The sequence below is a fragment of the Streptomyces sp. NPDC093598 genome (genome assembly GCF_044764825.1).
Taxonomy (GTDB): Bacteria; Actinomycetota; Actinomycetes; order Streptomycetales; family Streptomycetaceae; genus Streptomyces.
In genome coordinates this window covers 124751-147479 of sequence record NZ_JBIWIV010000002.1, presented here as the reverse complement: position 1 = coordinate 147479, position 22729 = coordinate 124751, and the positions used below count along the sequence as shown (strand labels likewise).

The window sequence follows — 22729 nt, the reverse complement described above, 5'->3', positions numbered from 1 at the left end:
AGGGCCCTCTCACGCCTCCCACACCGCGGCGGCCGTACGATCGTCTGCATAACCTTTGACCCGCACTTGGGAGTCGGCGAGGAACGCGGCGAGGCCGGGCGGTTCGGGGCGGGACCATCGCTCGGCGAGGTACTCGCCCAGTTCGGGCTCACCGCGCAGGGGCTCGGCGAGACCGCTGCTGCACATCAGGAGCGTGTCACCCGGGCGGGCGACGGAGGTGCGGAAGCGGAAGGGCTCGCGGGGCGGCTCCGGCGCCGGTTCGTACGGACTGGGCGGGGTCGGGATGCCCAGGTCCATGGTGAGCCGGTCGCCCTCGGGGGTCTCGGAGGGCGGTGAGCCGAACCCCACCACGGGTTCGCCCTTGATATCGGCGGCCCGCGGCTCGATGTCCTGCCACTCCCCCTCCCGCAACCGGAACAGTCCGCCCGGCCCGACCCCGAAGAACACGCGGGTACGGCACGCGGGGTCGGCCGACAGCAGCAGGCAGCGCAGACTGGCCGCGTACTCCTCGGGGTCGACGCCCTGCTCGGAGGCGCTGGCCCGCAGCTTGCCGAGGCTGCGGTCGGTGAGCCGGTGCAGCCCGGACTTCAGGTCGCCGCGCCGGCCGTCCCTTATGTCCTCGACCAGGCGCGCGTGGCTGCGCCCGACGGCCCGCCCGATCCACTGACAGGCCTCGGCGGCGGCCCGGTGCGCGCCCGGCGTGGCCCGGGCCCCGGTCGCCATCGCCACCAGCAGCAGCGCGTGGTCCCCCGCCCCGAACCGTGCGGTGAGCAGCGCATCCCTGCGGGGCTCCCCCCGATACCGCGCGGAGTCCCCGCGCACGGAGACGGCCCGCAACGTACAGGCTCCGTACCGGGCCCCGTCGAGCACGGTGTCCGCCACGAGGTCGTCGAGATCATCCGGATCGGCGGCCGGGAGAGCGGTGGGTTCGGCGTCATAGGTCGGCGGCCGGGTGCCGACGTGGCCACGGGGCCGGGGGGCCGGCACGGGGCGCTCGATCCGGGGGCCCGCTCGGTCGGGCGCGGGGCTGGTGGTGGGTGGCGAGGACGCAAGGGGAGGCGTCGCGGGGCGAGGCGGCGCCGAGGGATCCGCGGGGCGGTACGCCTCGGGCGGTGCGTCGGCGGGCCGGTGCCCCTCGGGCGGCGGTTCAACAGGGCGTGGGGGCACGGGCGGCTGACCGGGAGCGTTCGACGGCCAGGTGCTGGGCCGTGGAGGTACGGGCGGCCGGTCGGCCGGATCAGGGTGGGCCGTGAAGGGGGGCTCGGCGGCGGGCAACGCCGCTTCGCTCGGGCCGGACGGTGCGGGTGCGGGCCCGTCGGGCTCGGTGGCGGGTGCGGTAGGGGTGGGACTCGCCGGTGCGCCGGCCGCCGTGGCCGGTTGAGCCTCGGGGTCCGGCCAGGACGGAGGGGCCGTGGGGGGTGGGGGCGCGGGGGGCGTCCGTGCGGCGGGTGTCGCCCCGGCGGGCTGACCCGGGCTCGCCGAGGACGCGCGAGGGCCGGCTACGGGCGGGGTTGCGTCGTCGGTGAGCCCGGCCGGAGGCGTATGCGCGCCTGCCGGCGAGGCTGCGTCCCCTGTGCGCGCGTCCGTGGGGGCGCGGTCGGGTGGGTGCCCGGCGCGGCCCGGCGGTTTCGTCGTGGCCGGGAAGCTCACGGGCCCGGGTGGCTGGGTCGGCGGCGGCTCCCAGGGGGCGCGCCCCGGGGTCCGGTCGGTCGGACGGAGCGCGTCCAGCATGTCATCGGCCCCGGCCCGGGGCGCCGGAACCACAGGCTCCGCACCGACGGGCCGCGTCACCGCCCCGTCCGAGGCACCGGAGCGCCCCTCCGGCCCGTCCCCCACGGCCCCGGACGCCGAAGCGAACCGGTCGTCCAGGGAATCCGGTGCCGGTGTGGGGCCCGTGTCGTCGGTGGAGTCGTCGTACAACTGCCTCCACCAGTCGTCCTCATGACCGGTGGGCCTTCCCCCCTGCTGGCTCATGCCCTCAATTGTCCACCGCACGAGCGGGATGAAAACGGGGCTTGTGGAAAAAACCGGCCGGCCACGGGGCGGCGACCGGCACGTCGAGTGAGCCGTAGAACGGTCATGCGATATCGGGCGCCCGGTCGGCGGCGAGCGGCTGACCTGCGGGTCTGGACCCCGGCCACGCTTCTGACCTGCGCGTTCTCGCGTGTTCCGGCAGGCTGGTCAGATGGGAGTGTGGGACCTCCTGCTGGTCGGGCTGGTCATCCTGCTCGGTCTGTGCGGAGTGCTGCTGCCCGCCATGCCGGGATCGTGGCTGGTGTGGGCCGCGGTCATGTGGTGGGCGCTGAAGGATCCGCAGCCCGTCGCCTGGTGGGTGCTGGTCGGAGCCACGGTCCTGCTGCTCGTCTCACAGGCCGTCCGCTGGGCGTTGCCACCCCGGCGGCTGCGTATGAACGGCACCACCCGCCGCATGCTGGCCTGCGCCGGCGCCGGTTCCCTCCTCGGCTTCGTCCTGGTCCCCGTCCTCGGGGCGATCCCCGGATTTCTGGCCGGTGTCTACCTCTTCGAACGGCGCCGCCTCGGCCGTCACGCCGACGCGGTCGCCGCCCTGCGCACGGTCCTGCGCGCGGGCGGCTCCAGCATCCTGGCCGAACTGTTCACCTGCCAGCTGATCGCGGCGGCCTGGGTGAGCGCGGTCTTCTGGAGCTGAGCCTCAAGCCGGCAGCACACCCTCGTGCGTCAGCAGCCGCACCTTGCGGTCCAGGCCCCCCGCGTATCCGGTGAGGGCGCCGCCCGCCCCGATCACCCGGTGGCACGGGCGGACCACGAGCAGCGGATTCGCGCCGATCGCACCGCCGACGGCCCGCACGGCCGCCCGGGGCGCCCCGATGCGCGCGGCGATCTCGCCGTACGTCGTGGTCGAGCCGTAGGGGATGTCGTCCAGCGCGGCCCAGACCTTCTCCCGGAAGGCGGTGCCCTCGGTGCGCCAGGCCAGGTGGAACTCCTTCAGTTCGCCGGCGAAGTAGGCGGCGAGCTGCTCCTCGGCCTCCCGGAAGGGCCCGGGGTCGCGCCGCCAGTCGTCACGCACCTGACGTCCGCCCTTCTGGCCGGGCACGGACAGGGAGGTCAGCTCGCCGGTCGGGGCGGCGGTGAGGAGCAGCGGCCCGAGGGGGCCGGTCACGCTCGTCCAGTAGGTCGGGTCGGTCATCGAAACTCCCACTCCCCTGCTGCGCGCAGGTGGTTCACAGCGTACGAGCGCCAGGGGCGCCAGTGGTCGGGGACGCCGAGGCCGGGCGGGGCCACGTCCGGATCGCCGAGGGCGCGGGTGCGGATCTCGGCCACGGTACGGGCGTCCAGGCCGGGCACGGCACGCAGAGCGTGCTGCGCGTGGTCCCGGTCGGCGCCGGGGTCCAGACGGACGGCGTGGTCGGCGAGGGCGGCGGTGAGCGCGCCGAGGGTGCCGCCGGGTTCGGCCCCGGCGAGGACGGCGGGCTCGGGGAAGAGGTGGGTGAGGCTGCCGCAGGGGGCGTCGAGGGTTTTGCCGTAGCGGCGTACGAGCCGTTCCGCCTCGGCGGGGCCGGTGAGCGCGCGCACCGCGAGTTCCTCCGGGTCGGCGGTGCCCGGTGAGCGCAACCCGGGCCGGGCGGCGACCAGGGGTGCCAGCCGCGGGTCGGCGGCGAGGCGCTCGTCGACGGCGTAGGGGTCGGCGTCGAGGTCGAACAGCCGCCGCAGGCGCTGGACGGCGGTGGTGAGGTCGCGCGGGTCGGTGAGGTGCAGCCGGGCGTCGAGCCAGCCGCCCGGGTGGGCGCCGAGCCCGGTCCGCGCGGTGGCCGGGCGTTCGTCGACGGCGACGATGCCGGTGCCGTACGGGAGGCGGAGGGTGCGGCGGTAGGTGCGGGTGCCGGGCGGGCCGCTCACCTCCTCGATGCCGGGTACGGCTTCGCGTTCCAGCAGGTCGAAGACCGGTCCGGCCTGGTAGGGGCCGCGGTGGGCGAGCCGGAGCGGGATACCGGCGTTCGGGGTGGCCGTGCGGCGGTCCCGGCCGTGTCCCGGCGCGGCGGCGCGCAGCTCGCTCGGGGTCGACGCGTACACGGCCCGGATCGTGTCGTTGAACTGCCGCACGCTGGCGAAGCCCGACGCGAACGCGATCTCCGTGATCGGCAGCTCGGTGGTCTGCACGAGGACGCGCGCGGTGTGGGCCCGCTGGGCCCGGGCGAGGGCGACCGGCCCGGCGCCGAGTTCGGCGGTGAGCTGCCGCTGCACCTGCCGTGCGCTGTAGCCGAGGCGTCCGGCGAGCCCGGCGACGCCCTCCCGGTCGACCACGCCATCGGCGATCAGCCGCATGGCCCGGCCCACCACGTCCGCGCGGACGTTCCACTCGGCGGAGCCGGGCACGGCGTCCGGGCGGCACCGCCGGCAGGCCCGGAATCCCGAGCCCTGCGCGGCGGCGGCCGTGGCGAAGAACCGTACGTTGGCCCGCTTCGGGGTGACCGCGGGGCAGCTCGGCCGGCAGTAGATGCCGGTCGTCTCGACGGCGAAGAAGAACACGCCGTCGAAACGGGCGTCGCGACTGCGTACGGCCTCGTACCTGGTGTCTTCGTCCGTTCCCTGGTCCATCACAGGTCCAGTCTCCGCCGTCGGCCGGGCGGCCGCTGGCGGAAATCGGACACCACGATCGGACCGGGGCCCGGGCGGTGGGGCGGCGCGGTCACGAACGCCGTTGCGGTCCCCGCTTCGCCTCCATCGCGGCCTTGCCGATCGCCCCCTTCCGCTTCCAGTCCTTGCGGATCTCGGCCCGGAGGCGGGCGTCGGTCTTGGCGACGATGCGCCGGTTCTCCCGCAGGAGCTTGCGGTAGCTCTGCAGCCGTCGCTCCGGCAGCTCACCGGTCTCGATGGCGGCCAGCACGGCGCAGCCCGGCTCGGCCTCGTGGGCGCAGTCGTGGAAGCGGCACCGCTCGGCCAGTTCCTCGATCTCGGAGAACACCTGCCCGACGCCGGTCTCGGCGTCCCACAGGCCGACGCCGCGCAGCCCGGGAGTGTCGATCAGGACGCCCCCGCCGGGCAGTGCGAGCAGGTTGCGCGTGGTCGTGGTGTGACGGCCCTTGCCGTCGACGTCCCGGGTGGCCTGGACGGTCATGACGTCCTCGCCGAGCAGCGCGTTGGCGAGGGTCGACTTGCCCGCGCCGGACTGCCCGAGCAGCACGGACGTCCCCCCGCCGACGATCGCGGCGAGCACGTCGAGCCCGTCCCCGTCGACGGAGCTGACAGGCACGACCGGCACGCCGGGCGCGCTCGTCTCCACGTCCTGGACGAGGTGCGAGCGGGTCACGGCGTCCGGCACGAGGTCGGCCTTGGTGAGGACGACGACGGGCTGGGCCCCGGACTCCCAGGCGAGCGCGAGGAAGCGCTCGATGCGGCCGAGGTCCAGCTCGACGGCGAGGGACACGGCGATGACGGCGTGGTCGACGTTGGCCGCGAGGATCTGCCCCTCCGAGCGCTGGGAGGAGGTGGAGCGGACGAAGGCGGTGCGGCGCGGCAGGCAGGTGCGGACGTAGCGCGGATTCCCACCGGGTTCGACGGCGACCCAGTCGCCGGTGCACACGACCCGCAGGGGGTCGTGCGGGGTGACGAACGCGGTGTCGGCCCGCAGCGGCCCGTCGGCGGTGACGACGTCGCACTGCCCGCGGTCGACCCGGACGACCCGGCCGGGCAGCAGCCCTTCCGTCGCGTACGGGGCGAACGTCTCGGCCCAGGCCTCGTCCCAGCCGTAGGGAGCGAGAGCGGTGGAAACGGATGAAGCAGAGGAGGAAGACAAGGGTGACCCTTCCAAGGTCGGCCCCCGGCCCGACCGTCGGTCGGATCAGCCGGCGGCCACGGAGGTGGACTTGATGAACCGGATGCGGGCAGCGCTCATCGCAATGACAGCCATCGGTCGACACCTCCTCGTCCTTCTGCTTCTTCTCTTCGCGGACCGTGTGCGCGGTACCGCCGAATGCACGGTCCCGCCGTGTGCGCGGAACCGCCGTAACGCTATCCCGTCACCGCCGAGGCACGTCAACTGCTTTTCGCGCAGGCGTGGCCGTTCAGCTCGAAGTCGTACGGCGGGGTGTTCTTGCCGTGCCATGAGGCGATGAAGCCGAAGGCCACGTCGCCGCCGACCGGGACGGACTTGTTGTAGTCGGCGGCGGTGGCGGTGACGCGGGAGCCGTCCTGGGCGACGGAGGCGTCCCACATCTGGCCGACCTGCTGGCCGTCCCGGAAGGACCAGGCGACACGCCAGGAGTCGAGGGACTCGGCGCTGGTGACGGTGACGGTGGCCTGGAAGCCGTCGGGCCACTGGTTGACCAGGTCGTACTCGACCCGGCAGACGGGGTCCTCGCTCTCCTCGTCGGGTTCGGGCCGGTCGGTGGGCGAGGAGGTGCCCTGCGGCTCGGTGTGGCGGTTCTCGTCCTCCGGCTTTCCGGTGCTGTCCGGCTGTTTCGTGCCGTCGGCCTTCCGGTCGGCCGGCTTCGAGGTCGCAGGCGGCAGGGACGGGGCGGACGGCAGGGACGGGCCGGGGTCGGCCACCGGCTGACGGTCGACGCCACCGCGCGCGCCGAGGTCGTCGCCCTCGCCGCCGAAGGGCATCAGCGAGACGCCGAGGGCCAGCGCGGAGACCAGGACCGCGGCGACGAGGAGGCCGTTGCGGGCGACGCGCGCCTTCTGCTCCCCGTCCTCCGGTTCTCCTGCCGTCTGTCCGGCCGAGCCGGGGCGGCCGGCGCCGAGCCGCACTTCGGCGGCGCGGCGGCGGCGCTCCAGGTAGGCGAGGCCGCCCCAGCCGATCACCCCGCCGGCCAGCGCACCGGGCAGTCCACCGCCGTGCAGGCGCAGACAGGCGGCGGCCTCGGCGCACTGCACGCAGGTGGCGAGGTGGCGGGAGAGGTCGCCGGGGGTGTCGGCGGCGGAGGAGCGGGTGACGGCGTCCAGCAGCCGGGCGTAGCTGCGGCACCGGGCGTCCATCGGCGTGTCGAGGTGGTTGCGGTGGCAGCGGTCCCTGAACAGGGTGCGCACCTGCTGGAGTTCCTCGGCGGCGCCGGCCGGGTCGAGGCCCAGACGGCGGGCGACCAGGGGCAGCGGCAGCGCCTCCACCTCGGCGAACCACAGCAGTTCCGCGTCGGGCTGCTGGAGATCGCGCAGGCCGCGCAGCGCGAGCGGGCGCTGCAGGGGCGGGCCGGTGTAGCGGGCGGCCTTGTCCGAGTTGAGCCACAGCCGCAGGTCGGGGTCGAGCTTGTGGCCCTGCCCCTCCTCTTCCCAGGCCGCGGCCACGGTGCGTACGGCGGTCAGCAGCAGGGGTATACGGGGCAGCCGGGCCGGGCGGCGGCCGGTGCCGCGGACGGGGCCGGTTTCGGCGGCCCGGGCCTCGCGTATGCCGTGTGCGAACGCCTCGCGGCCCAACTGTGCGGCGGCGGTGGAACCGGACGTGCACAGATCGGCGTACGCGAGGACCGCGTCCCAGCACTCGGAGAACAGCGCGGCCTCGGTGGCGTCCTGAGGGGTCGGCAGGTCGGGCATGAGACTCCTGCATCCACAAGCGAGGTCAACTCACCACAGCGGCATTGGAGTTGGGGGGAACCTCGCGGCAGGGCAAGAGCTTTTCACGCCTCCCACACAACTGACAAGCGCCCTGTTCAGATATCACGACAGGGCGGCCGCACCCCTACGACTCCGGTTTCGGAGTGGCATACGGATGCGGCCGCCCTGCGACTCAAAGCTGTGCCGCCACACGGGACGACGTCATCGAAGCGTTATCAGACGGCGGTCGGTTCGTCGGCCGGGAGGCTGTCCATGAAGGAGCTGACGGAGAAGACCGCGTTGCCGGCTCCGGGCGGGCCGTAACCGGGGGGCGAGGAGAGTCCGAAGTCCTCCATGGTCTGCCGGTAGGCCTGGAGCAGGCGGATGTGGTACTCCAGCGGCGCGCCCTGCGGGTTGGCCTTGCCGAGCGGCGTCGTGGGCTCCGGGCACCAGGTGGTGAAGCGGGGCGTGATGCCGTGCGACATGAAGAAGCGCAGACCCTCGGTGGTCGAGTCGATGGCCTCGTCGACCGTCTTGAAGCCGAACGGCTCGGCCATCTCCACACCCGCCACGAAGTTGGGGATGACGTTGCGCGCGCCGAAGATCTCGGCCGAGTCGAGGATGCGCTTGTGCCACTCGTCGCGGCCGACGTACCGCTCCTTGCCGGGGCAGTACATCTTGAACAGGTACTCGTCCCACACCTCGTAGTTGGGGTGGTAGATCTGCACGCCGTAGTCCTTGAAGCGCTGGACGTCGTCGCGCGGCAGCGCCTGGGCGACGACCTTGCCGATCCAGCGGCCGGGGAAGCGCTCCTCGATGGCCTTGGCGTAGTGGCCGTAGAAGTCGGCCTCGTCACGGCCGGAGACCGTCTTGGTGATGGCACCGCCGGTGAGGGTGTAGGCGGTGGAGGTCTTCGCCGTGTCGTAGCGGTCGATGATCTCCAGGGCCTCGAGGACCTCCTCGACGTCCTTGACGCCCGTGTAGGGCCGGCCGGCGGCCTTGTGCTGGCGCCAGTTGTGGTTGATGTCGCAGTACTGGCACTCCTCCTTGGCGCCGAAGTACTGGCAGACCCGGAAGACGGTCAGGTAGATCAGGTAGCCCCACTGGATGGTCGGGGCGACCTCCATGACCGACTTCCCGTTGGCGAGGGTGTGCCGGTAGTACTCGGGCATCGGCGGCACGCCGACGTCGGAGATCCGCTTGCCGTCGAGGTAGAGGCCGAGCACGCCGTCCTCGTTCGCGGCGACACGGTAGGGCGAGGAGGGGTTCACCCGGACCGAGACGACGGTGCGCCGCAGGTCGTAGGGGCCGCCGGTGAGGATGATCTCCTCGGGCGGCCGGCGCAGCGCGGCCTCGCCCAGCTCGGGCAGGGTGCCGTGGTCGAAGGAGAAGATGAAGTACGACTTCGGCTTGACCTCGCCGCCCTCGTTGTCGCTGAGCGCGGACGGGTCGAAGGCGACACCGCCGCGGAGCAGGTCCTCCTTGAAGACGGCCTCCCGCGGCACGTGCGGGAACCGCTCCATCAGATCCTCGACCAGCGCGGTACGGCTGCCCATCCCGTTACTCCTCCCGGTTCGGACGTACGACTCCTCACGGTATGCCCATGGGTGTACGCGGCCGGTACCGGGTCCCCCCGAGCCAGGGGAATGTCCCGTTCACGACGTTCACCGGGGCGGTTGTCAGGCTTCGCGTGCGAGCGCCGCCCAGTCGACCGCGTACGCCGGTTCCTCCCCGGCCAGCAGCCGTTCCGCCTCCTCCGTGACCGTCAGGCCGAGCCGGGCCAGCTCGTTGCCCTGGGAGCCGGCGAGGTGCGGGGTGACGAAGGCGCCGGGCAGGTCGTAGAGCGGTGAGTCGGCGGGGAGCGGCTCGGGGTCGGTGACGTCGAGGATCGCGGTCAGGCGCCCGGTGCGCAGTTCCGCGACGAGGGCGTCGTGGTCGACCAGCGCGCCGCGGGCGGTGTTGATCAGCACCGCCCCGTCGGGCATCAGGGCCAGCTCGCGGCGGCCGATCATGCGGTGGGTCTCGGGTGTCTCGGGGGCGTGGACGGTGACGATGCCGGACGTGCGCAACAGCTCGTCCAGGGGCAGCAGGGGGACGCCGAGCGCGGCGGCCTGCCGCTCGTCGACGTACGGGTCGGTGAGGGCCGGCCGCAGGTCGAAGGGGCGGAGCAGTTCGAGGACGCGGCGGCCGATGCGGGAGGCGCCGATGACGCCCACCCGGCGGCCGTAGTTGCCGATGCCGGGGATGACGCCCCAGCCTGCGCAGACGCGGGACGTGCGCATCCGGTCGCGGGCGGCGAGGACGTCCTTCCCGGCGAGCAGGATCATGGCGAGGGTGTACTCGGCGACCGGCAGCGCGTTGGCGGCGGCCGCCGTGGAGACGGCGATGCCGCGCTCCCGGAGGGCGGGTGTGGCGAAGGACTTCACGGAGCCGGCGGAGTGCAGCACCGCCCGCAGCCGGGGGGCGGCGTCGAGGACCGGCTCGTCGAGGCGCGGGCACCCCCAGCCGGTCACCAGGATCTCCGCCCGGGCCAGGGCGCCGAGGACGCGCGGGTCGCTGAAGTCCTGGGCCACGAGGTCCGGATCGATGTCCAGGGACTTCCGCAGTCGCGCCAGCACCTCGGGCGGGAAGACCTGTGGCACGTTCTCGGCGGCCATGGCGAACAGTGCCTGGGGGCGCTGACTCAAGGAGGTGACCTTCCGGCTCGGGGGACGCTGCTGAACGGCTCCCGCGACACCTGTAGAAACCGCTCTCTACAGCGCCTACGGTAGGCCGAGCCGGCGGCAGCGGCAATGGACACCGGGCCTGGGTAGGTTCCGGCGGGGGCTTCCCGGTCCCCGCTGCCTCGGGGAAGGACTGCGCGATGAACGGGACCGTGACCAACTGGGCGGGCAACATCACCTACGCGGCCAAGGAGCTGCACCGACCGCGCTCGCTCACCGCGCTGCGCGCGCTGGTCGCGGACAGCGGCCGGGTGCGGGTCCTGGGCAGCGGGCACTCCTTCAACGAGATCGCCGAACCCGGCCCCGAGGGCGTTCTGCTGTCGCTGGCCGACCTGCCCCCCGAGGTGGACGTCGACACGGCCGCCCGTACGGTCCGGGTCGGCGGCGGCGTGCGCTACGCGGAGCTGGCCCGCCGGGTGCACGGGCAGGGGCTCGCACTGCACAACATGGCGTCCCTGCCGCACATCTCGGTGGCCGGGTCGGTCGCCACCGGCACCCACGGCTCGGGGGTGCTCAACGGCCCGCTCTCGGTGTCCGTGCGCGAGGTGGACCTGGTCACGGCCGACGGCTCGACGGTCACCATAGGCCGGGACGAGGAGCGGTTCGGCGGGGCCGTCACGTCACTCGGCGCGCTCGGTGTCGTCACCGCGCTCACCCTCGACCTGGAGCCGGCCTACGAGGTCGAGCAGTACGTGTTCACCGAACTGCCGCTGGAGGGCCTGGACTCCGGGGCGTTCGAGACGGTGATGGCGACGGGGTACAGCGTCAGCCTGTTCACCGACTGGCGGGAGCCGGGCTTCCGGCAGGTGTGGCTCAAGCGGCGCACCGACCAGCCGCTGCCCGCCTTCCCCTGGGCCGCTCCCGCGACCGAGAAGATGCACCCGGTGCCGGGCATGCCCGCGGTCAACTGCACCGAGCAGTTCGGGGTGCCCGGGCCGTGGCACCAGCGACTGCCGCACTTCCGGGCGGAGTTCGTCCCGAGCAGCGGGGCGGAGCTGCAGTCGGAGTACCTGCTGCCGCGCGGGCACGCCGCGGAGATGCTGCACGCGCTCGACGCGATCCGGGAGACGGTCGCCCCCGTCCTGCAGACCTGCGAGGTACGCACGGTCGCCGGCGACGACCAGTGGCTGAGCCCCTCGCACGGCCGGGACACCGTCGCGGCGCACTTCACCTGGGTCGAGGACACGCGGGCGGTGCTGCCGGTGGTGCGGCGGGTCGAGGAGGCGCTGGCCCCCTTCGAGGCACGGCCGCACTGGGGCAAGGTGTTCACCGTCCCCGCCTCCGCCCTGCGCGACCTCTACCCGCGGCTCGGCGACTTCCGGGCGCTGACGCAGGAGCTGGACCCACGGGGAAAGTTCGCCAACGCCTTCGTGCGGGACGCTCTGGCGGAGGCGTGACGGGCGCTCACGCGGTGGGGGGACACCGGCCGGCCGGTCGGGCGTGTGCGGTTGGCCTGCCGGTCAGGCCGTGGCGTGCGGCCGCGCGGGCACGCCCGTGGAGAGCCCCTCCCCCGGCCGGGACACCGTCGCGACCCACGGGGACGCGCCACCGCCCTCCGTGCGGGGACGTGCCCGCGCGGATGCGGGTGGTCCGTCGGTCAGGCCGTGGCGTGGGGGCGGCCGCGGGACGCGAAGGTCGTGGCGCGGTCGGCCTCGTCCTTGACGAGCAGGGACATCAGGGACGCCACGGTCAGACCCGCCTCGGCCGGGTGGCGCAGCACCTTGCCGGGGTCGATCCGGTACGTGTTGGAGCGTCCCTCCCGGGTGTGGGAGAGGTATCCGTCCTGCTCCAAGTCGGCGATGATCTTCTGCACGGCTCGTTCGGTGAGCCGGCAGTGGGCCGCGATGTCCCTGATGCGGGCGCTGCGATTGTCGGCAATGGCGGCCAGCACGCGCGCATGATTGGTGAGGAACGTCCATCCGGTGTGTGGCTCGGGCACTCCATCCATGCTCCAACTCTAGCGACAGAACATTCACGCACCCAAAAACACGTACTACGTTTCATGTATCAGTTGACGTGTGTGGGGTAGAGGGGCAACGCTGGAAGCGGAGGCAAGGCGAACAGAGCAAGGGAGAACAGGGCCATGCCGGAGCCTGCGTACTCTGCGCGGTCTCACACGCAGGAGGACGCCGCACCCGTAGCGGTCGACAGTGCTCCGGCGGCGATCCCGCCCTGCATGGCGACCGTGGACGTCGTTCCGGACGGCGACCGGATGACCGTGACGATGTGGGGCGAACTGGACCTGGGCAGCCGGCGGTTGCTGCCCGAGCTGTACGACATGCTCACCTTGTCCGGCGGCGGCATCGACCTGTGCCTGGACGCGGTCGGGTTCTGCGACTGCTCCGGCCTCAACGCACTGCTGGACCTGCGCACACGCGCCGTCGACCAGGGCAAGACGGTCACCGTCCGGTCCTGCGGCGTCGCGGTCCAGCGCCTTCTCGACCTGACGGGCACGCGGGAGCTGTTCGCGGACACCGCCCCGCCGGGGAACGCCTCGCCCGAGAACACCGCGCCCCCGGCCGTGCCCGCCGCGACCCCGCCGCAGGAGGACGACCAGGACCTCCGAGCCGAAGTCGCCCAGCTGCGCCGCGCCATGCAGACCCGGCCCACCATCGACCTGGCCCGGGGCATCCTGATGGCCTCCTTCGGCCTGAGCCCCGAGGCGGCCTGGAGCGTGCTGGTCAGGACCTCCCAGAACACCAACACCAAGCTCCACAACCTGGCCCAGGACCTGGTGGGCACCGTGCGCGGCACCACACTGCCGGAGCAGGTGCAGGAGCAACTGGCCGCCGCGGTCGCCGGCACGAGCCGCCCGGGCGAGGTGCCGGTGTGCCCCACGGGCGGAGCCGCCGAGAACGCAGACTGACCCGCGCCCTCCCGCCCGCACCCGCACCCGCACCCGCACCCGCACTAAGGCATCACGGCCGGGCCACGGTCGGCCACCACCGGTCCTCACCAGGAGCGCACTTTATAAAGCCCCTTTCCTAACCCCTTGTCGAAAGTCCCGGCAGCCCATAGCCTTGCGCCGCGCCGGTGCCGACGTCCGACCCCGGCCCGGTCGGTCTGGGAAGGAATGGGGCACCCCGGTGAAGCGCACATCACGAGACATCCGCACCGCGAACCGCTACGAGGTGCTGCGCCAGATCATCGCCGAGTCACCCACCTCACGCCAGGAACTGGCGGCGGCCACGGGGCTCAGCCTCGCGACGGTCGCCACCCTCGTCGGCGAGCTGCTCGACCTCCGCATGATCACCGAGGTGGGGTTCGAGGACTCCGCGGGCGGCCGCCCCCGGGGCCTGGTCGCGGTCAACACCTCGGGCGGCGCGCTGATCGGCGTCGACATCGCCGAGACGTACGTCCATGTCGAGCTGTTCGACCTGGGACTGAACGTGCTGGCCCGCGCCGAGGAGGACGTCCGGCCCGGCGAGAGCCTGCCCGAGCAGGTGGTGGGCCATGTCGCCACCGCCGTCGGCTCGGTGGTCACGCAGGCCGGCATCGAGGGCGCCCGGGTGCTCGGGGTCGGCGTGAGCGTGCCGGGGCAGGTGGACCGCGCGACCGGCATCTCGGAGTACGCGCCCAACTGGGACTGGCACGACGTACCGCTGCTCGACCTGCTCACCGAGCACATCGCCTACCCGCTGTACCTGGACAATCCGTTGCGCGCCAGCGCGGTCGCCGAGCTCTGGTTCGGGGCGGCGCGCGGGCGCGGCAACGCCGTGGTGGTCAACCTCGGCACCGGCGTGGGCGCCGGGCTCGTCCTCGGCGGCGGGCTGCACCGAGGGGTCAGCAACAGTGCCGGCGAGTGGGGCCACACCACGATGGTGCTGGACGGACGCCTGTGCCGCTGCGGCAACCACGGTTGCGTGGAGACGTACGTCGGCGCCCGCGGCATCATGCTGAACCTGCGCGAACTCAGCCCTGACAGCCCACTGTTGCATCCCGAGGACCAGACGGCGACCATCGACGCCCTGGCCCGCGGGGTGGCGGCGGACGACCCCGTGGCGCGCCGGGTCGTCCACGACACCGCCCGCTATCTGGGCGCCGGTGTCGCGGACCTCGTCAACCTGTTCAACCCCGAGATCGTCGTGCTGAGCAGCTGGGTGGCCCGCACCCTGGGCGAGCCGCTGCTGCACGAGGTGCGCGAGGCCGTGACCCGGCACGCGCTGCCACGGCCGCTGGCTGCCACCGAGGTCGTCCTCTCCCCGATCCCCACCGACCCGGTGTGCCTGGGCGCGGCCACGTTCGCACTGGAGGGCGCGCTCCAGGCCGTCGGGCAGAAGAACGGCAAACGCACCGCCCACGTGAGGAGCCGCACCACCACCCCATCCGGGTAGCGGTGGAACCAACTCCTCCACAAGCTCCGCGTGTTCGAAATCGCGAACCGGACACAACGCTTCGCACAGACTTCGTCCAACCCCTTGCCGAAGCCTTAGCCGAAGCTCTAGCGTCCCGCACCGCACCTCTCTTTGAGCCATCTGGCGCGAGCCTTCGGGCCGTGAGCCATCAGGCAGTGAGCCGCAGAGCCGCAGCCGCACTCGAGACAAGGACGTCAGCATGTCGGCATTCAGCAACACCAACATGGACCGCCGAACCCTTATGCGGGCCGCGATGGGCCTGGCCGCCGCCGGCGGACTGGCCGCGTGCGGCAGCAACACCGGGCGGGGCGGCGGGTCCGGTTCGGGCAAGAACCTGGTCCAGTACTTCCACGCGTACGGCGAGGCCGGCGTCGAGCAGGCCGTCAAGAAGTACGCCAAGGCCTACAAGGGCGCCAACGTGACCACGCAGTGGATCACGGGCAACAACTTCGAGCAGAAGCTCTTCGCGGCGCTGCTCACCGACAACGCGCCGGACGTCTTCGAGTTCCACCCGCAGATCCAGCTCATCAAGAGCGGTCAGGTGGCCGACCTCACTGACATCATCGAGCCGGTCAAGAACGACTTCAACCAGGCCGACATCAAGTCGCACACGGTCGACGGCAAGATATACGGCGTCCGGATGATCGACGACCCGCAGTTCTTCTTCTACCGCCCCTCGATGTTCGAGAAGGCCGGCGTCAAGGTGCCGACCACGCTGGAGGAGCTGGTCGAGGCCGCGGCCAAGCTGAAGACCAGCAAGGTCAAGGGCGCCTACCTCGGCAACGACCTCACCCCCGTGCAGCACAACCTGATCTGGTCGGCCGGCGCCGACACCCTCACCGCCGACAACAAGCCCGCCTTCAACACCGACGCGGTCGCCGACGGCCTCAAGCAGCTGCGGGGCCTGTTCACCAGCGGCGACCTGCTGCTCGGCGCCCCCGCCGACTGGTGGGACCCGTCGGCCTTCACCCAGGGCCTGACGGCGATCCAGTGGTGCGGCATGTGGGCCATGCCGGTCATGCAGAAGGCGCTCGGCGACGACATCGGCATCTTCCCCTTCCCGAAGGTCGGTTCGGCCGGCAAGGAGTCCGTCTACAACGGCGGCTGGTCGATGTTCGTCAACGCCAAGGGCAAGAACGTCGAAGCGGCCAAGGAATACGTCAAGTGGCTGTGGATCGACCAGAAGGAGTACCAGGAGGACTTCGCCACCTCATACGGCTTCCACATCCCGCCGCGCACCTCCCTCGCCCAGTCCGCGGACAAGCTGAAGTCGGGCCTGCCGGCCGAGGGCGTCAAGCTCTTCAACGAGTTCGGCCACTTCGACAACATCGGCTGGACGCAGGCCATGATCGCCGCGTTCAACGACGTCATGGCGAACTCGGTGCGCAAGAACGGCGACCCGAAGGCCCAGCTCGCCGCCTGCGAGAAGAAGGTCGACGCCGAACTCAAGAAGCTCTTCGGTTAGACCACCGGACGGATCTCGACATGTCGACCACCACCACGCGCGGGGTCGCCCAGCCCGCCCCGGCCAAGGTCTCCAAGCCTCGGCCGCGGCGGGGCCTGAGGGCGAGCAGCACCTTCAACTTCTGGCTGTTCACCGGGCCGTTCCTGATCGGCCTGATCATCTTCGTCTTCGTGCCCATCGGCTGGAGCGTCTGGCTCAGCTTCTTCGAGGCACGCTTCACCGTCACACCGAGCCAGTTCGTCGGCTTCGACAACTACCGGCAGGTCCTCACGGACGAGGACTTCCTGAACTCGCTGGTCACCTTCACCGTCTTCGCCGCGTTCATCGTGCCCGCCACCTGGGCGATGTCACTGGGTCTGGCGCTGCTGGTGAACCGGCTGCGGTTCATGCGGGCGTTCTTCCGGTCGGTGTTCTTCCTGCCCACCGCGGTCAGCTATGTCGCCGCCGCGCTGATCTGGAAGATGTCCCTCTTCAACGGCGTCCGCTTCGGTCTGGCCAACACCGTCATCGGCTGGTTCGGCGTGGACAACATCGCCTGGCTGGCGAGCCCCGACCCGCCCTGGTACTGGCTGGTCATCGTGACCGTCCGCCTCTGGCTCCAGTCGGGCTTCTACATGATCCTCTTCCTCGCGGCGCTGCAGAACATCCCGCGGGAGCTGTACGAGGCCGCCTCCATCGACGGTGCCAAGCCGGGCTGGCAGACCTTCCGGCACATCACGCTGCCCCAGCTGCGGGCCACGTCGACCGCGGTGATCCTGCTCCTGCTGATCGCCGCCTACCAGGCCTTCGACGAGTTCTTCAACCTGCTGAGCAAGGCCACCTGGGGCCAGCCCCCGCTGGTCGAGCTCTACAAGATGGCCCTCGGCGAGAACCAGAACTACGGCGCGGGCAGCGCGGGCGCGGTCGTCCTGACCCTGCTCATCTGCGTCGTGACCCTGCTGCAGGGCAAGATCATGGGCTTCGGAAGGGGTGAGGAGTCCAAGTGACCATCACAGCACCCGACATCGACAAGAGCACGAAGCCGGTCAAGGCCAAGCGCGGCGGTGTCATCGGGAACACCGGCCTGTACCTGGCGACCGGCGTCGCCGCCCTGCTCTTCCTGATCCCCTTCTACTTGATCGTCCGCAACGCCTTCATGACGGACCCGGAGATCACGGGCGAGGAGTGGAAGTGGTTCCCCACCGCCATCCAGTGGGGCAACATCGCCGAACCCTTCAACGACCCCACCGTCGACTTCGCCCGGTCCCTGTGGAACTCCGTCGTCGTCGCCGTCCTGCACACCGCCGGCATCCTGCTGATCTGCTCGCTCGCCGGGTACGGCCTCGCCCGGATCCCGTACCGGCACGCCAACAAGGTGTTCTACGCCGTGCTGGCCACCCTGATGGTGCCCACGGCGGTCACCTTCGTGCCGAGCTTCGTCCTGGTCTCGTCCCTCGGCTGGGTGGACAGTTACCGGGGTCTCATCATTCCGGGCCTGTTCAGTGGTTTCACCTGCTTCCTGTTCCGGCAGTACTTCCTGGGGTTCCCCAAGGAGCTGGAGGAGGCGGCACGCGTGGACGGGCTCGGCTACTGGGGTGCGTACTGGCGCGTCGTGGTGCCGAACTCGCTGAACTTCTTCGCGGCCATGGCCACGATCACCTTCATCAACGGCTGGAACTCCTTCCTGTGGCCCCTGGTCATCGGACAGGATCCGAGTGCCTGGACCGTCCAGGTGGCGCTGTCGTCGTACATGACGAACCAGACCGTCAACTACCACCTGATCTTCATGGCCACCGCCATCTCGATCCTGCCCCTGATCTTCGTCTTCCTCTTCCTCCAGCGCTGGCTGGTGCAGGGGATCGCACAGACCGGCATCAAGGGCTGAGCTAGGAGACCGATGTCTTTCCGCACGACCCCATCCGTCGACTACGTCGAGGACGTCTCTCCGGGCAGCGGTGCCCTGCCGCCCCGTGCCTGGTACGCGTCCTCGGACACGCGGTCCCTGTCGCTGAACGGCAGCTGGCGCTTCCGGCTGTCGGCCACCGCCGGCGCCGAGGACGACTCGTTCGCCGAGGAGGGCTACGACGCCGGGAACTGGGCCGAGGTCACGGTCCCCGGGCACTGGGTCCTCCAGGGCGACGGGGCGTTCGGCTCCCCGATCTACACCAACCACCTCTACCCCTTCCCGGTGGACCCGCCGTACGTCCCGACGGAGAACCCCACCGGTGACCATCTGCGCGTCTTCGACCTGCCGTCCGACTGGCCGTCGGACGGCGGGGCGGTGCTGCGTTTCGACGGTGTCGAGTCCTGCGCCCGCGTCTGGCTGAACGGCACCGAGCTCGGCGAGTTCAAGGGCTCCCGGCTGCCGCACGAGTTCGCGGTCGGCGAGCTGCTGAAGCCGGGCGGCAACGTGCTCGCCGTGCGCGTGCACCAGTGGTCGGCGGGGTCGTACCTGGAGGACCAGGACCAGTGGTGGCTGCCGGGCATCTTCCGTGACGTGACGCTGCTGCACCGCCCGGCGGGCTGCGTCGCCGACTTCTTCGTGCACGCCTCCTACGACCACACCACCGGGGAGGGCACCCTGCGCGTCGACTCCGACGTCGAGGGCCGGGTGACCGTGCCGGCCCTGGACATCGATGTCGCCACCGGCGAGCCGGTGACGGTCGCCGTCGAGCCGTGGACCGCCGAGACGCCCAAGCTCTACGACGCTGTGCTGGCCACGGACGGGGAGCGGGTGCCGCTGCGGATCGGTTTCCGTACGGTCGCCCTCGAGGACGGGCTCGTCAAGGTCAACGGCAGGGCGATCCTGTTCAAGGGCGTCAACCGGCACGAGTGGCACCCCGAGCGGGGCCGCGCGCTCGATCTGGAGACCATGCGCGAGGACGTGCTGCTGATGAAGCGGCACAACCTCAACGCCGTGCGCACCTCGCACTACCCGCCGCACCCGGCCTTCCTGGACCTGTGCGACGAGTACGGCCTGTGGGTCATCGACGAGTGCGACCTGGAGACCCACGGCTTCACCGAGCAGGACTGGCGGGACAACCCGGTCGACGACGACCGCTGGACCCCGGCCCTGCTGGACCGCGCGGCGCGCATGGTCGAGCGGGACAAGAACCACCCGTCGATCGTGTTCTGGTCGCTGGGCAACGAGGCCGGCACCGGCCGCGGGCTCACCGCCATGGCCGAGTGGATCCACGACCGCGACCCCGAGCGGCTGGTGCACTACGAGGGCGACTGGAACTGCCGCGACACGGACGTGTACTCGCGGATGTACGCCTTCCACGACGAGGTCGAGAAGATCGGGCAGCAGCTCGACGGCGGTACCCACAAGCGCCGCGAGCTGCCGTTCATCCAGTGCGAGTACGCGCACGCCATGGGCAACGGCCCGGGCGGGCTCGCCGACTATCAGGAACTGTTCGAGAAGTACGACCGGCTCCAGGGCGGGTTCATCTGGGAGTGGATCGACCACGGCGTCCGGCACGCCGAGTTGGGCTACGCCTACGGCGGTGACTTCGGCGAGGAGCTGCACGACGGGAACTTCGTGTGCGACGGGCTGGTCTTCCCGGACCGGACGCCGTCGCCGGGCCTCGTCGAGTACAAGAAGGTGATCGAGCCGGTCCGCCTCGAGGGCGACGGCGCCAACGGCACGGTGCACGTCACCAACAAGCAGGACTTCGCCGACCTGTCCGCGCTGGCCTTCGAGTGGTCGTGCCAGGTGGACGGCGAGACGGTCGAGTCGGGTTCACTGTCGGTGCCGGCGCTCGCGCCGGGCGAGAGCGCCGAGGTCAAGTTGCCGGAGCCGCCCGTGGACGGCCGGGGCGGCGAACGCCAGTGGACCGTGCGGGCGCTGCTCGCGGACGACACGCTGTGGGCTGCGAAGGGCCACGTCGTGGCCTGGGGACAGTTCGCCGCGGGGGCACGGCCGCTGCCGTCCTTCCCGGCGGCCGACCGGCCCGTGCTCGGCGACGACCGGATCACGCTCGGCCCGGCCCGGTTCGACGCCCGCACCGGTGCGCTGCTCTCGATCGACGGGGTGGAGGTCACCGCATCGCCCCGGCTGGACGTGTGGCGGGCTCCGACCGACAACGACGACGGCGCCGAGTGGCAGACCGACACCCGCTACGGAATGCTGTGGCGCACGCTCGGCCTGCACCGCATGCGGCACCGCCTGGTGTCGGTCGAGGGCGGCGAGGACGCGCTGACGGTCCGGACCCGGGTGGCGCCCGCCGCCCGCGAGGTGGGCCTGGACACGGTGTACCGCTGGACGTCCGACGGCGAGCGGCTGCGACTGTCCGTGTCCGTGACGCCGCAGGGCGACTGGACGGTGCCCCTGCCCCGGCTCGGGGTGCGCTTCGGGCTGGCGGAGGCGGACCGCGTGGAGTGGTTCGGCGGCGGTCCCGGCGAGGCGTACCCGGACACGGCCAAGGCGTCCATGGTGGGCCGCTGGCAGTCGACGGTGGACGGGCTGCAGACGCCGTACGTCCGTCCACAGGAGAACGGTGCCCGCGCCGACGTCCGGTGGGTGGAGCTCGGCGGCCTGCGGATCGAGGGCGACCCGGAGTTCTGGTTCACGGCGCGGCGCTGGACGACCGAGCAGCTGGACGCGGCCCGGCACCGCACCGACCTCACGCCCGGCGACACCGTGTGGGTCAACCTGGATCACGGGCTGCACGGCATCGGCTCCCAGTCCTGCGGCCCTGGTCCGCTGCCGCAGTACTTCCTGAAGGCGGAGCCGGCGGAGTTCTCGTTCGTCATCTCGACCACCAGGTAAGAAACTGATTAATCGATTGACCGATTGATCGACATTCCGACAGTGTCGGACTGTCATCCGCGGCCGGTCGGCCCTCGTGCCGACCGGCCGTTGCTGCGTTCACCGCAAGGGAGTTGGTGGGTCAGTTGAGTGTCGCCATCGAGGTCCGCGGGCTGTCCCGTACCTTCCACACCACCGTCCGCCGCCCCGGCTTCACGGGCGCCGTCCGTTCCCTGGTCAGCCCCGAGCGAGTGGCCAAGCACGCCGTCTCCGACATCACCTTCGACGTGGCGAAGGGCGAACTCCTCGCCCTGCTCGGCCCGAACGGCGCCGGCAAGTCCACCACCATCAAGATCCTCACCGGCATCCTCACCCCCACGTCCGGCGAGGCCCGGGTCGCGGGCGTGGTGCCGTACCGGGAGCGGGAGCGCAACGCCCGCAACGTCGGCGCGGTGTTCGGGCAGCGCACCCAGTTGTGGTGGGACCTGCCGGTGCGTGAGTCGTTCGCGATCCTGCGGGACATCTACGAGGTGCCGAAGGCCGAACACGCCGCCCGGCTGAGGGAGTTCGACGACATCCTGGACCTGTCGTCATTCTGGGACACCCGGGTCCGCCATCTCTCCCTCGGGCAGCGGGTGCGCAGCGATCTGGCCGCCGCCCTCCTGCACGACCCGCCGGTGGTCTTCCTCGACGAGCCGACCATCGGCATGGACGTGGTCGTGAAGGAGCAGGTGCGGGAGTTCCTGCGGCACCAGGTGGAGCAGCGTGGCCGTACGGTGCTGCTGACCACGCACGACATGACGGAGGTGGAGCGGCTCGCCGAGCGGGTCGTGCTGGTCAACCACGGCCGGCTGATGCTGGACGGCACGCTCGACGAGATCCGCCGGAAGTTCGGCTCGACCTGGCAGGTGCGGGCCACGCTGGCCGATCCGCACGCCGAAGTGGTCCCGCCGCCCGGCACCACGCTGCTGCGGCACACCGGCCAGCAGGTCGTCCTCGGCCCTGACGGGCCGGACGCGCCCACCCTCCAGCAGGCACTGAAGGCGGTGATCGAGCGGTTCGAGGTGACGGACATCGCCCTGGACGAGGCGGACCTCGAGGACGTGATGCGGGCCGCGTACGAGCACGCCGGGGAGGCCTGAGGTGGCCGTGCTCCATGCCTGGCGCGCCGCCCGGGTCACCCCGCTCGGCGAGCTGAACGCACCGCCCCGGATGACCGCCGTCGCCCTCCGGCTGGCCGTGCAGGTGGTGCTGGTCTGGTCGCTGTGGAGGGGCCTGTACGCGCAGACCGGCACGACCGCGGGGCTGAGCCGCGACCAGGCGGTCACGTACGCCGTGCTGGCCGTACTGGCCTCCCGGCTGCGGGAGCTGGACCAGTACGCGGGCCGGGACACGGTCCTTCAGCACATGCACTTCGGCACCATCGTCTACTGGTACCTGCGGCCGCTGCCGCCGCAGCGCTACTACGCCCTGCGGGCCGCCGGAGAGCAACTGTACGGGCTGGCCTGGGCGTTGACGGGATACCTGGTCTGCCTGGCCGCGGGCGTCGTCGAGCCGCCCCGGTCGCCCGCCGTGGCGGGGGTGTTCCTGCTCAGCATGCTGCTGGGCCAGTGGGTGCTGTACTACGTGATGCTGGTCCTGGACCAGTTGTGCTTCTGGACGATCCGCAACACCGCGGCCATGCTGATCCTGCTGTTCGCGCAGAACCTGCTGTCCGGGGTGTACGCGCCGCTGTGGTTCTTCCCGGACTGGTTCGTGACGATGAGCGCGTTCCTCCCCTTCCAGGCCACGCTGAGCGTTCCGCTGTCGCTGTACGTGGGGCGCATTCCCCTGTCCGACGCGGCGTTCCAGCTCTCCGTGCAGGCCGCGTGGGTCGTGGCGCTGGCGTTGTGCACCCGGCTGCTGTGGCGGCGGGCCGCCCGGCGCGTGATCTCGCAGGGAGGCTGAG

18 protein-coding genes are annotated in these 22729 nt (G+C 71.7%); 10 read left to right on the top strand and 8 right to left on the bottom strand.

Going from position 1 to position 22729, the window contains the following annotated elements:
• Positions 1-9: 9 nt before the first annotated feature.
• Positions 10-987 (bottom strand): protein phosphatase 2C domain-containing protein, encoded by a 978-nt coding sequence (locus ACIRDU_RS06670; RefSeq protein ID WP_403575477.1) that lies wholly within the window; start codon positions 985-987, stop codon positions 10-12.
• Positions 988-2185: 1198 nt separating this feature from the next.
• Here ACIRDU_RS06670 and ACIRDU_RS06665 point away from each other — a divergent pair.
• The gene (locus ACIRDU_RS06665) at positions 2186-2668 is read left to right on the top strand and encodes a DUF456 domain-containing protein (protein ID WP_403575475.1); all 483 of its coding nucleotides are present in this window, start codon (positions 2186-2188) and stop codon (positions 2666-2668) included.
• A 3-nt stretch (positions 2669-2671) separates the two neighbouring features.
• Here ACIRDU_RS06665 and ACIRDU_RS06660 read toward each other — a convergent pair whose 3' ends face one another.
• The 6 genes from ACIRDU_RS06660 to ACIRDU_RS06635 all read right to left on the bottom strand — a co-directional run bounded on the left by ACIRDU_RS06660 (position 2672) and on the right by ACIRDU_RS06635 (position 10196).
• Complete coding sequence (locus ACIRDU_RS06660) at positions 2672-3166, bottom strand: methylated-DNA--[protein]-cysteine S-methyltransferase (RefSeq protein WP_403575473.1); 495 nt, start codon at positions 3164-3166, stop codon at positions 2672-2674.
• The gene (locus tag ACIRDU_RS06655) at positions 3163-4575 is read right to left on the bottom strand and encodes a DNA-3-methyladenine glycosylase 2 family protein (protein WP_403575471.1); all 1413 of its coding nucleotides are present in this window, start codon (positions 4573-4575) and stop codon (positions 3163-3165) included. The genes ACIRDU_RS06660 and ACIRDU_RS06655 overlap by 4 nt, the downstream gene beginning before the upstream one ends.
• 91 nt (positions 4576-4666) lie before the next feature.
• A complete protein-coding gene (gene rsgA / locus ACIRDU_RS06650) occupies positions 4667-5773 on the bottom strand; it encodes a ribosome small subunit-dependent GTPase A (protein WP_403575469.1) in 1107 nt (368 codons plus the stop codon).
• Positions 5774-6012: 239 nt separating this feature from the next.
• Entirely contained in the window at positions 6013-7509 is a 1497-nt protein-coding gene (locus ACIRDU_RS06645) for a cellulose binding domain-containing protein (RefSeq protein ID WP_403575467.1), read from the bottom strand.
• Between the two features lie 236 nt (positions 7510-7745).
• Entirely contained in the window at positions 7746-9065 is a 1320-nt protein-coding gene (locus tag ACIRDU_RS06640; protein ID WP_403575465.1) for a radical SAM protein, read from the bottom strand.
• A 123-nt stretch (positions 9066-9188) separates the two neighbouring features.
• Positions 9189-10196, bottom strand: coding sequence for a hydroxyacid dehydrogenase (locus ACIRDU_RS06635; protein WP_403575463.1), 1008 nt, complete (start codon positions 10194-10196; stop codon positions 9189-9191).
• A 176-nt stretch (positions 10197-10372) separates the two neighbouring features.
• Here ACIRDU_RS06635 and ACIRDU_RS06630 point away from each other — a divergent pair, with 176 nt between their 5' ends.
• Positions 10373-11629, top strand: a complete 1257-nt coding sequence (locus ACIRDU_RS06630) for a D-arabinono-1,4-lactone oxidase (protein ID WP_403575461.1) — start codon at positions 10373-10375, stop codon at positions 11627-11629.
• Positions 11630-11829: 200 nt separating this feature from the next.
• Here the strand turns inward: ACIRDU_RS06630 and ACIRDU_RS06625 are convergent, their stop codons facing one another.
• The gene (locus ACIRDU_RS06625) at positions 11830-12180 is read right to left on the bottom strand and encodes a helix-turn-helix transcriptional regulator (RefSeq protein ID WP_403575459.1); all 351 of its coding nucleotides are present in this window, start codon (positions 12178-12180) and stop codon (positions 11830-11832) included.
• 228 nt (positions 12181-12408) lie between these two features.
• On the opposite strand from ACIRDU_RS06625, the gene ACIRDU_RS06620 reads away from it, so the two are divergent.
• The 8 genes from ACIRDU_RS06620 to ACIRDU_RS06585 all read left to right on the top strand — a co-directional run bounded on the left by ACIRDU_RS06620 (position 12409) and on the right by ACIRDU_RS06585 (position 22728).
• A complete protein-coding gene (locus ACIRDU_RS06620) occupies positions 12409-13098 on the top strand; it encodes an ANTAR domain-containing protein (RefSeq protein WP_403575457.1) in 690 nt (229 codons plus the stop codon).
• A gap of 220 nt (positions 13099-13318) precedes the next feature.
• Entirely contained in the window at positions 13319-14566 is a 1248-nt protein-coding gene (locus ACIRDU_RS06615) for an ROK family transcriptional regulator (RefSeq protein ID WP_403575455.1), read from the top strand.
• Positions 14567-14786: 220 nt separating this feature from the next.
• On the top strand, positions 14787-16052 hold the full coding sequence (locus ACIRDU_RS06610) for an ABC transporter substrate-binding protein (protein WP_403575453.1): 1266 nt from the start codon (positions 14787-14789) through the stop codon (positions 16050-16052).
• 20 nt (positions 16053-16072) lie between these two features.
• Positions 16073-17038: a carbohydrate ABC transporter permease gene (locus tag ACIRDU_RS06605; RefSeq protein WP_403575451.1), complete on the top strand. Its 966-nt coding sequence runs from the start codon at positions 16073-16075 to the stop codon at positions 17036-17038.
• A complete protein-coding gene (locus ACIRDU_RS06600) occupies positions 17035-17916 on the top strand; it encodes a carbohydrate ABC transporter permease (protein WP_403575449.1) in 882 nt (293 codons plus the stop codon). Before ACIRDU_RS06605 ends, ACIRDU_RS06600 begins: the two co-directional genes overlap by 4 nt.
• A 12-nt stretch (positions 17917-17928) precedes the next feature.
• Positions 17929-20802 carry a glycoside hydrolase family 2 TIM barrel-domain containing protein gene (locus tag ACIRDU_RS06595; protein ID WP_403575447.1) on the top strand — a complete coding sequence of 958 codons (2874 nt, stop codon included), beginning with the start codon at positions 17929-17931 and terminating at the stop codon, positions 20800-20802.
• Between the two features lie 125 nt (positions 20803-20927).
• On the top strand, positions 20928-21923 hold the full coding sequence (locus tag ACIRDU_RS06590; protein ID WP_403577277.1) for an ATP-binding cassette domain-containing protein: 996 nt from the start codon (positions 20928-20930) through the stop codon (positions 21921-21923).
• A gap of 1 nt (position 21924) precedes the next feature.
• Positions 21925-22728: an ABC-2 family transporter protein gene (locus tag ACIRDU_RS06585; protein WP_403575445.1), complete on the top strand. Its 804-nt coding sequence runs from the start codon at positions 21925-21927 to the stop codon at positions 22726-22728.
• Position 22729: the final 1 nt, after the last annotated feature.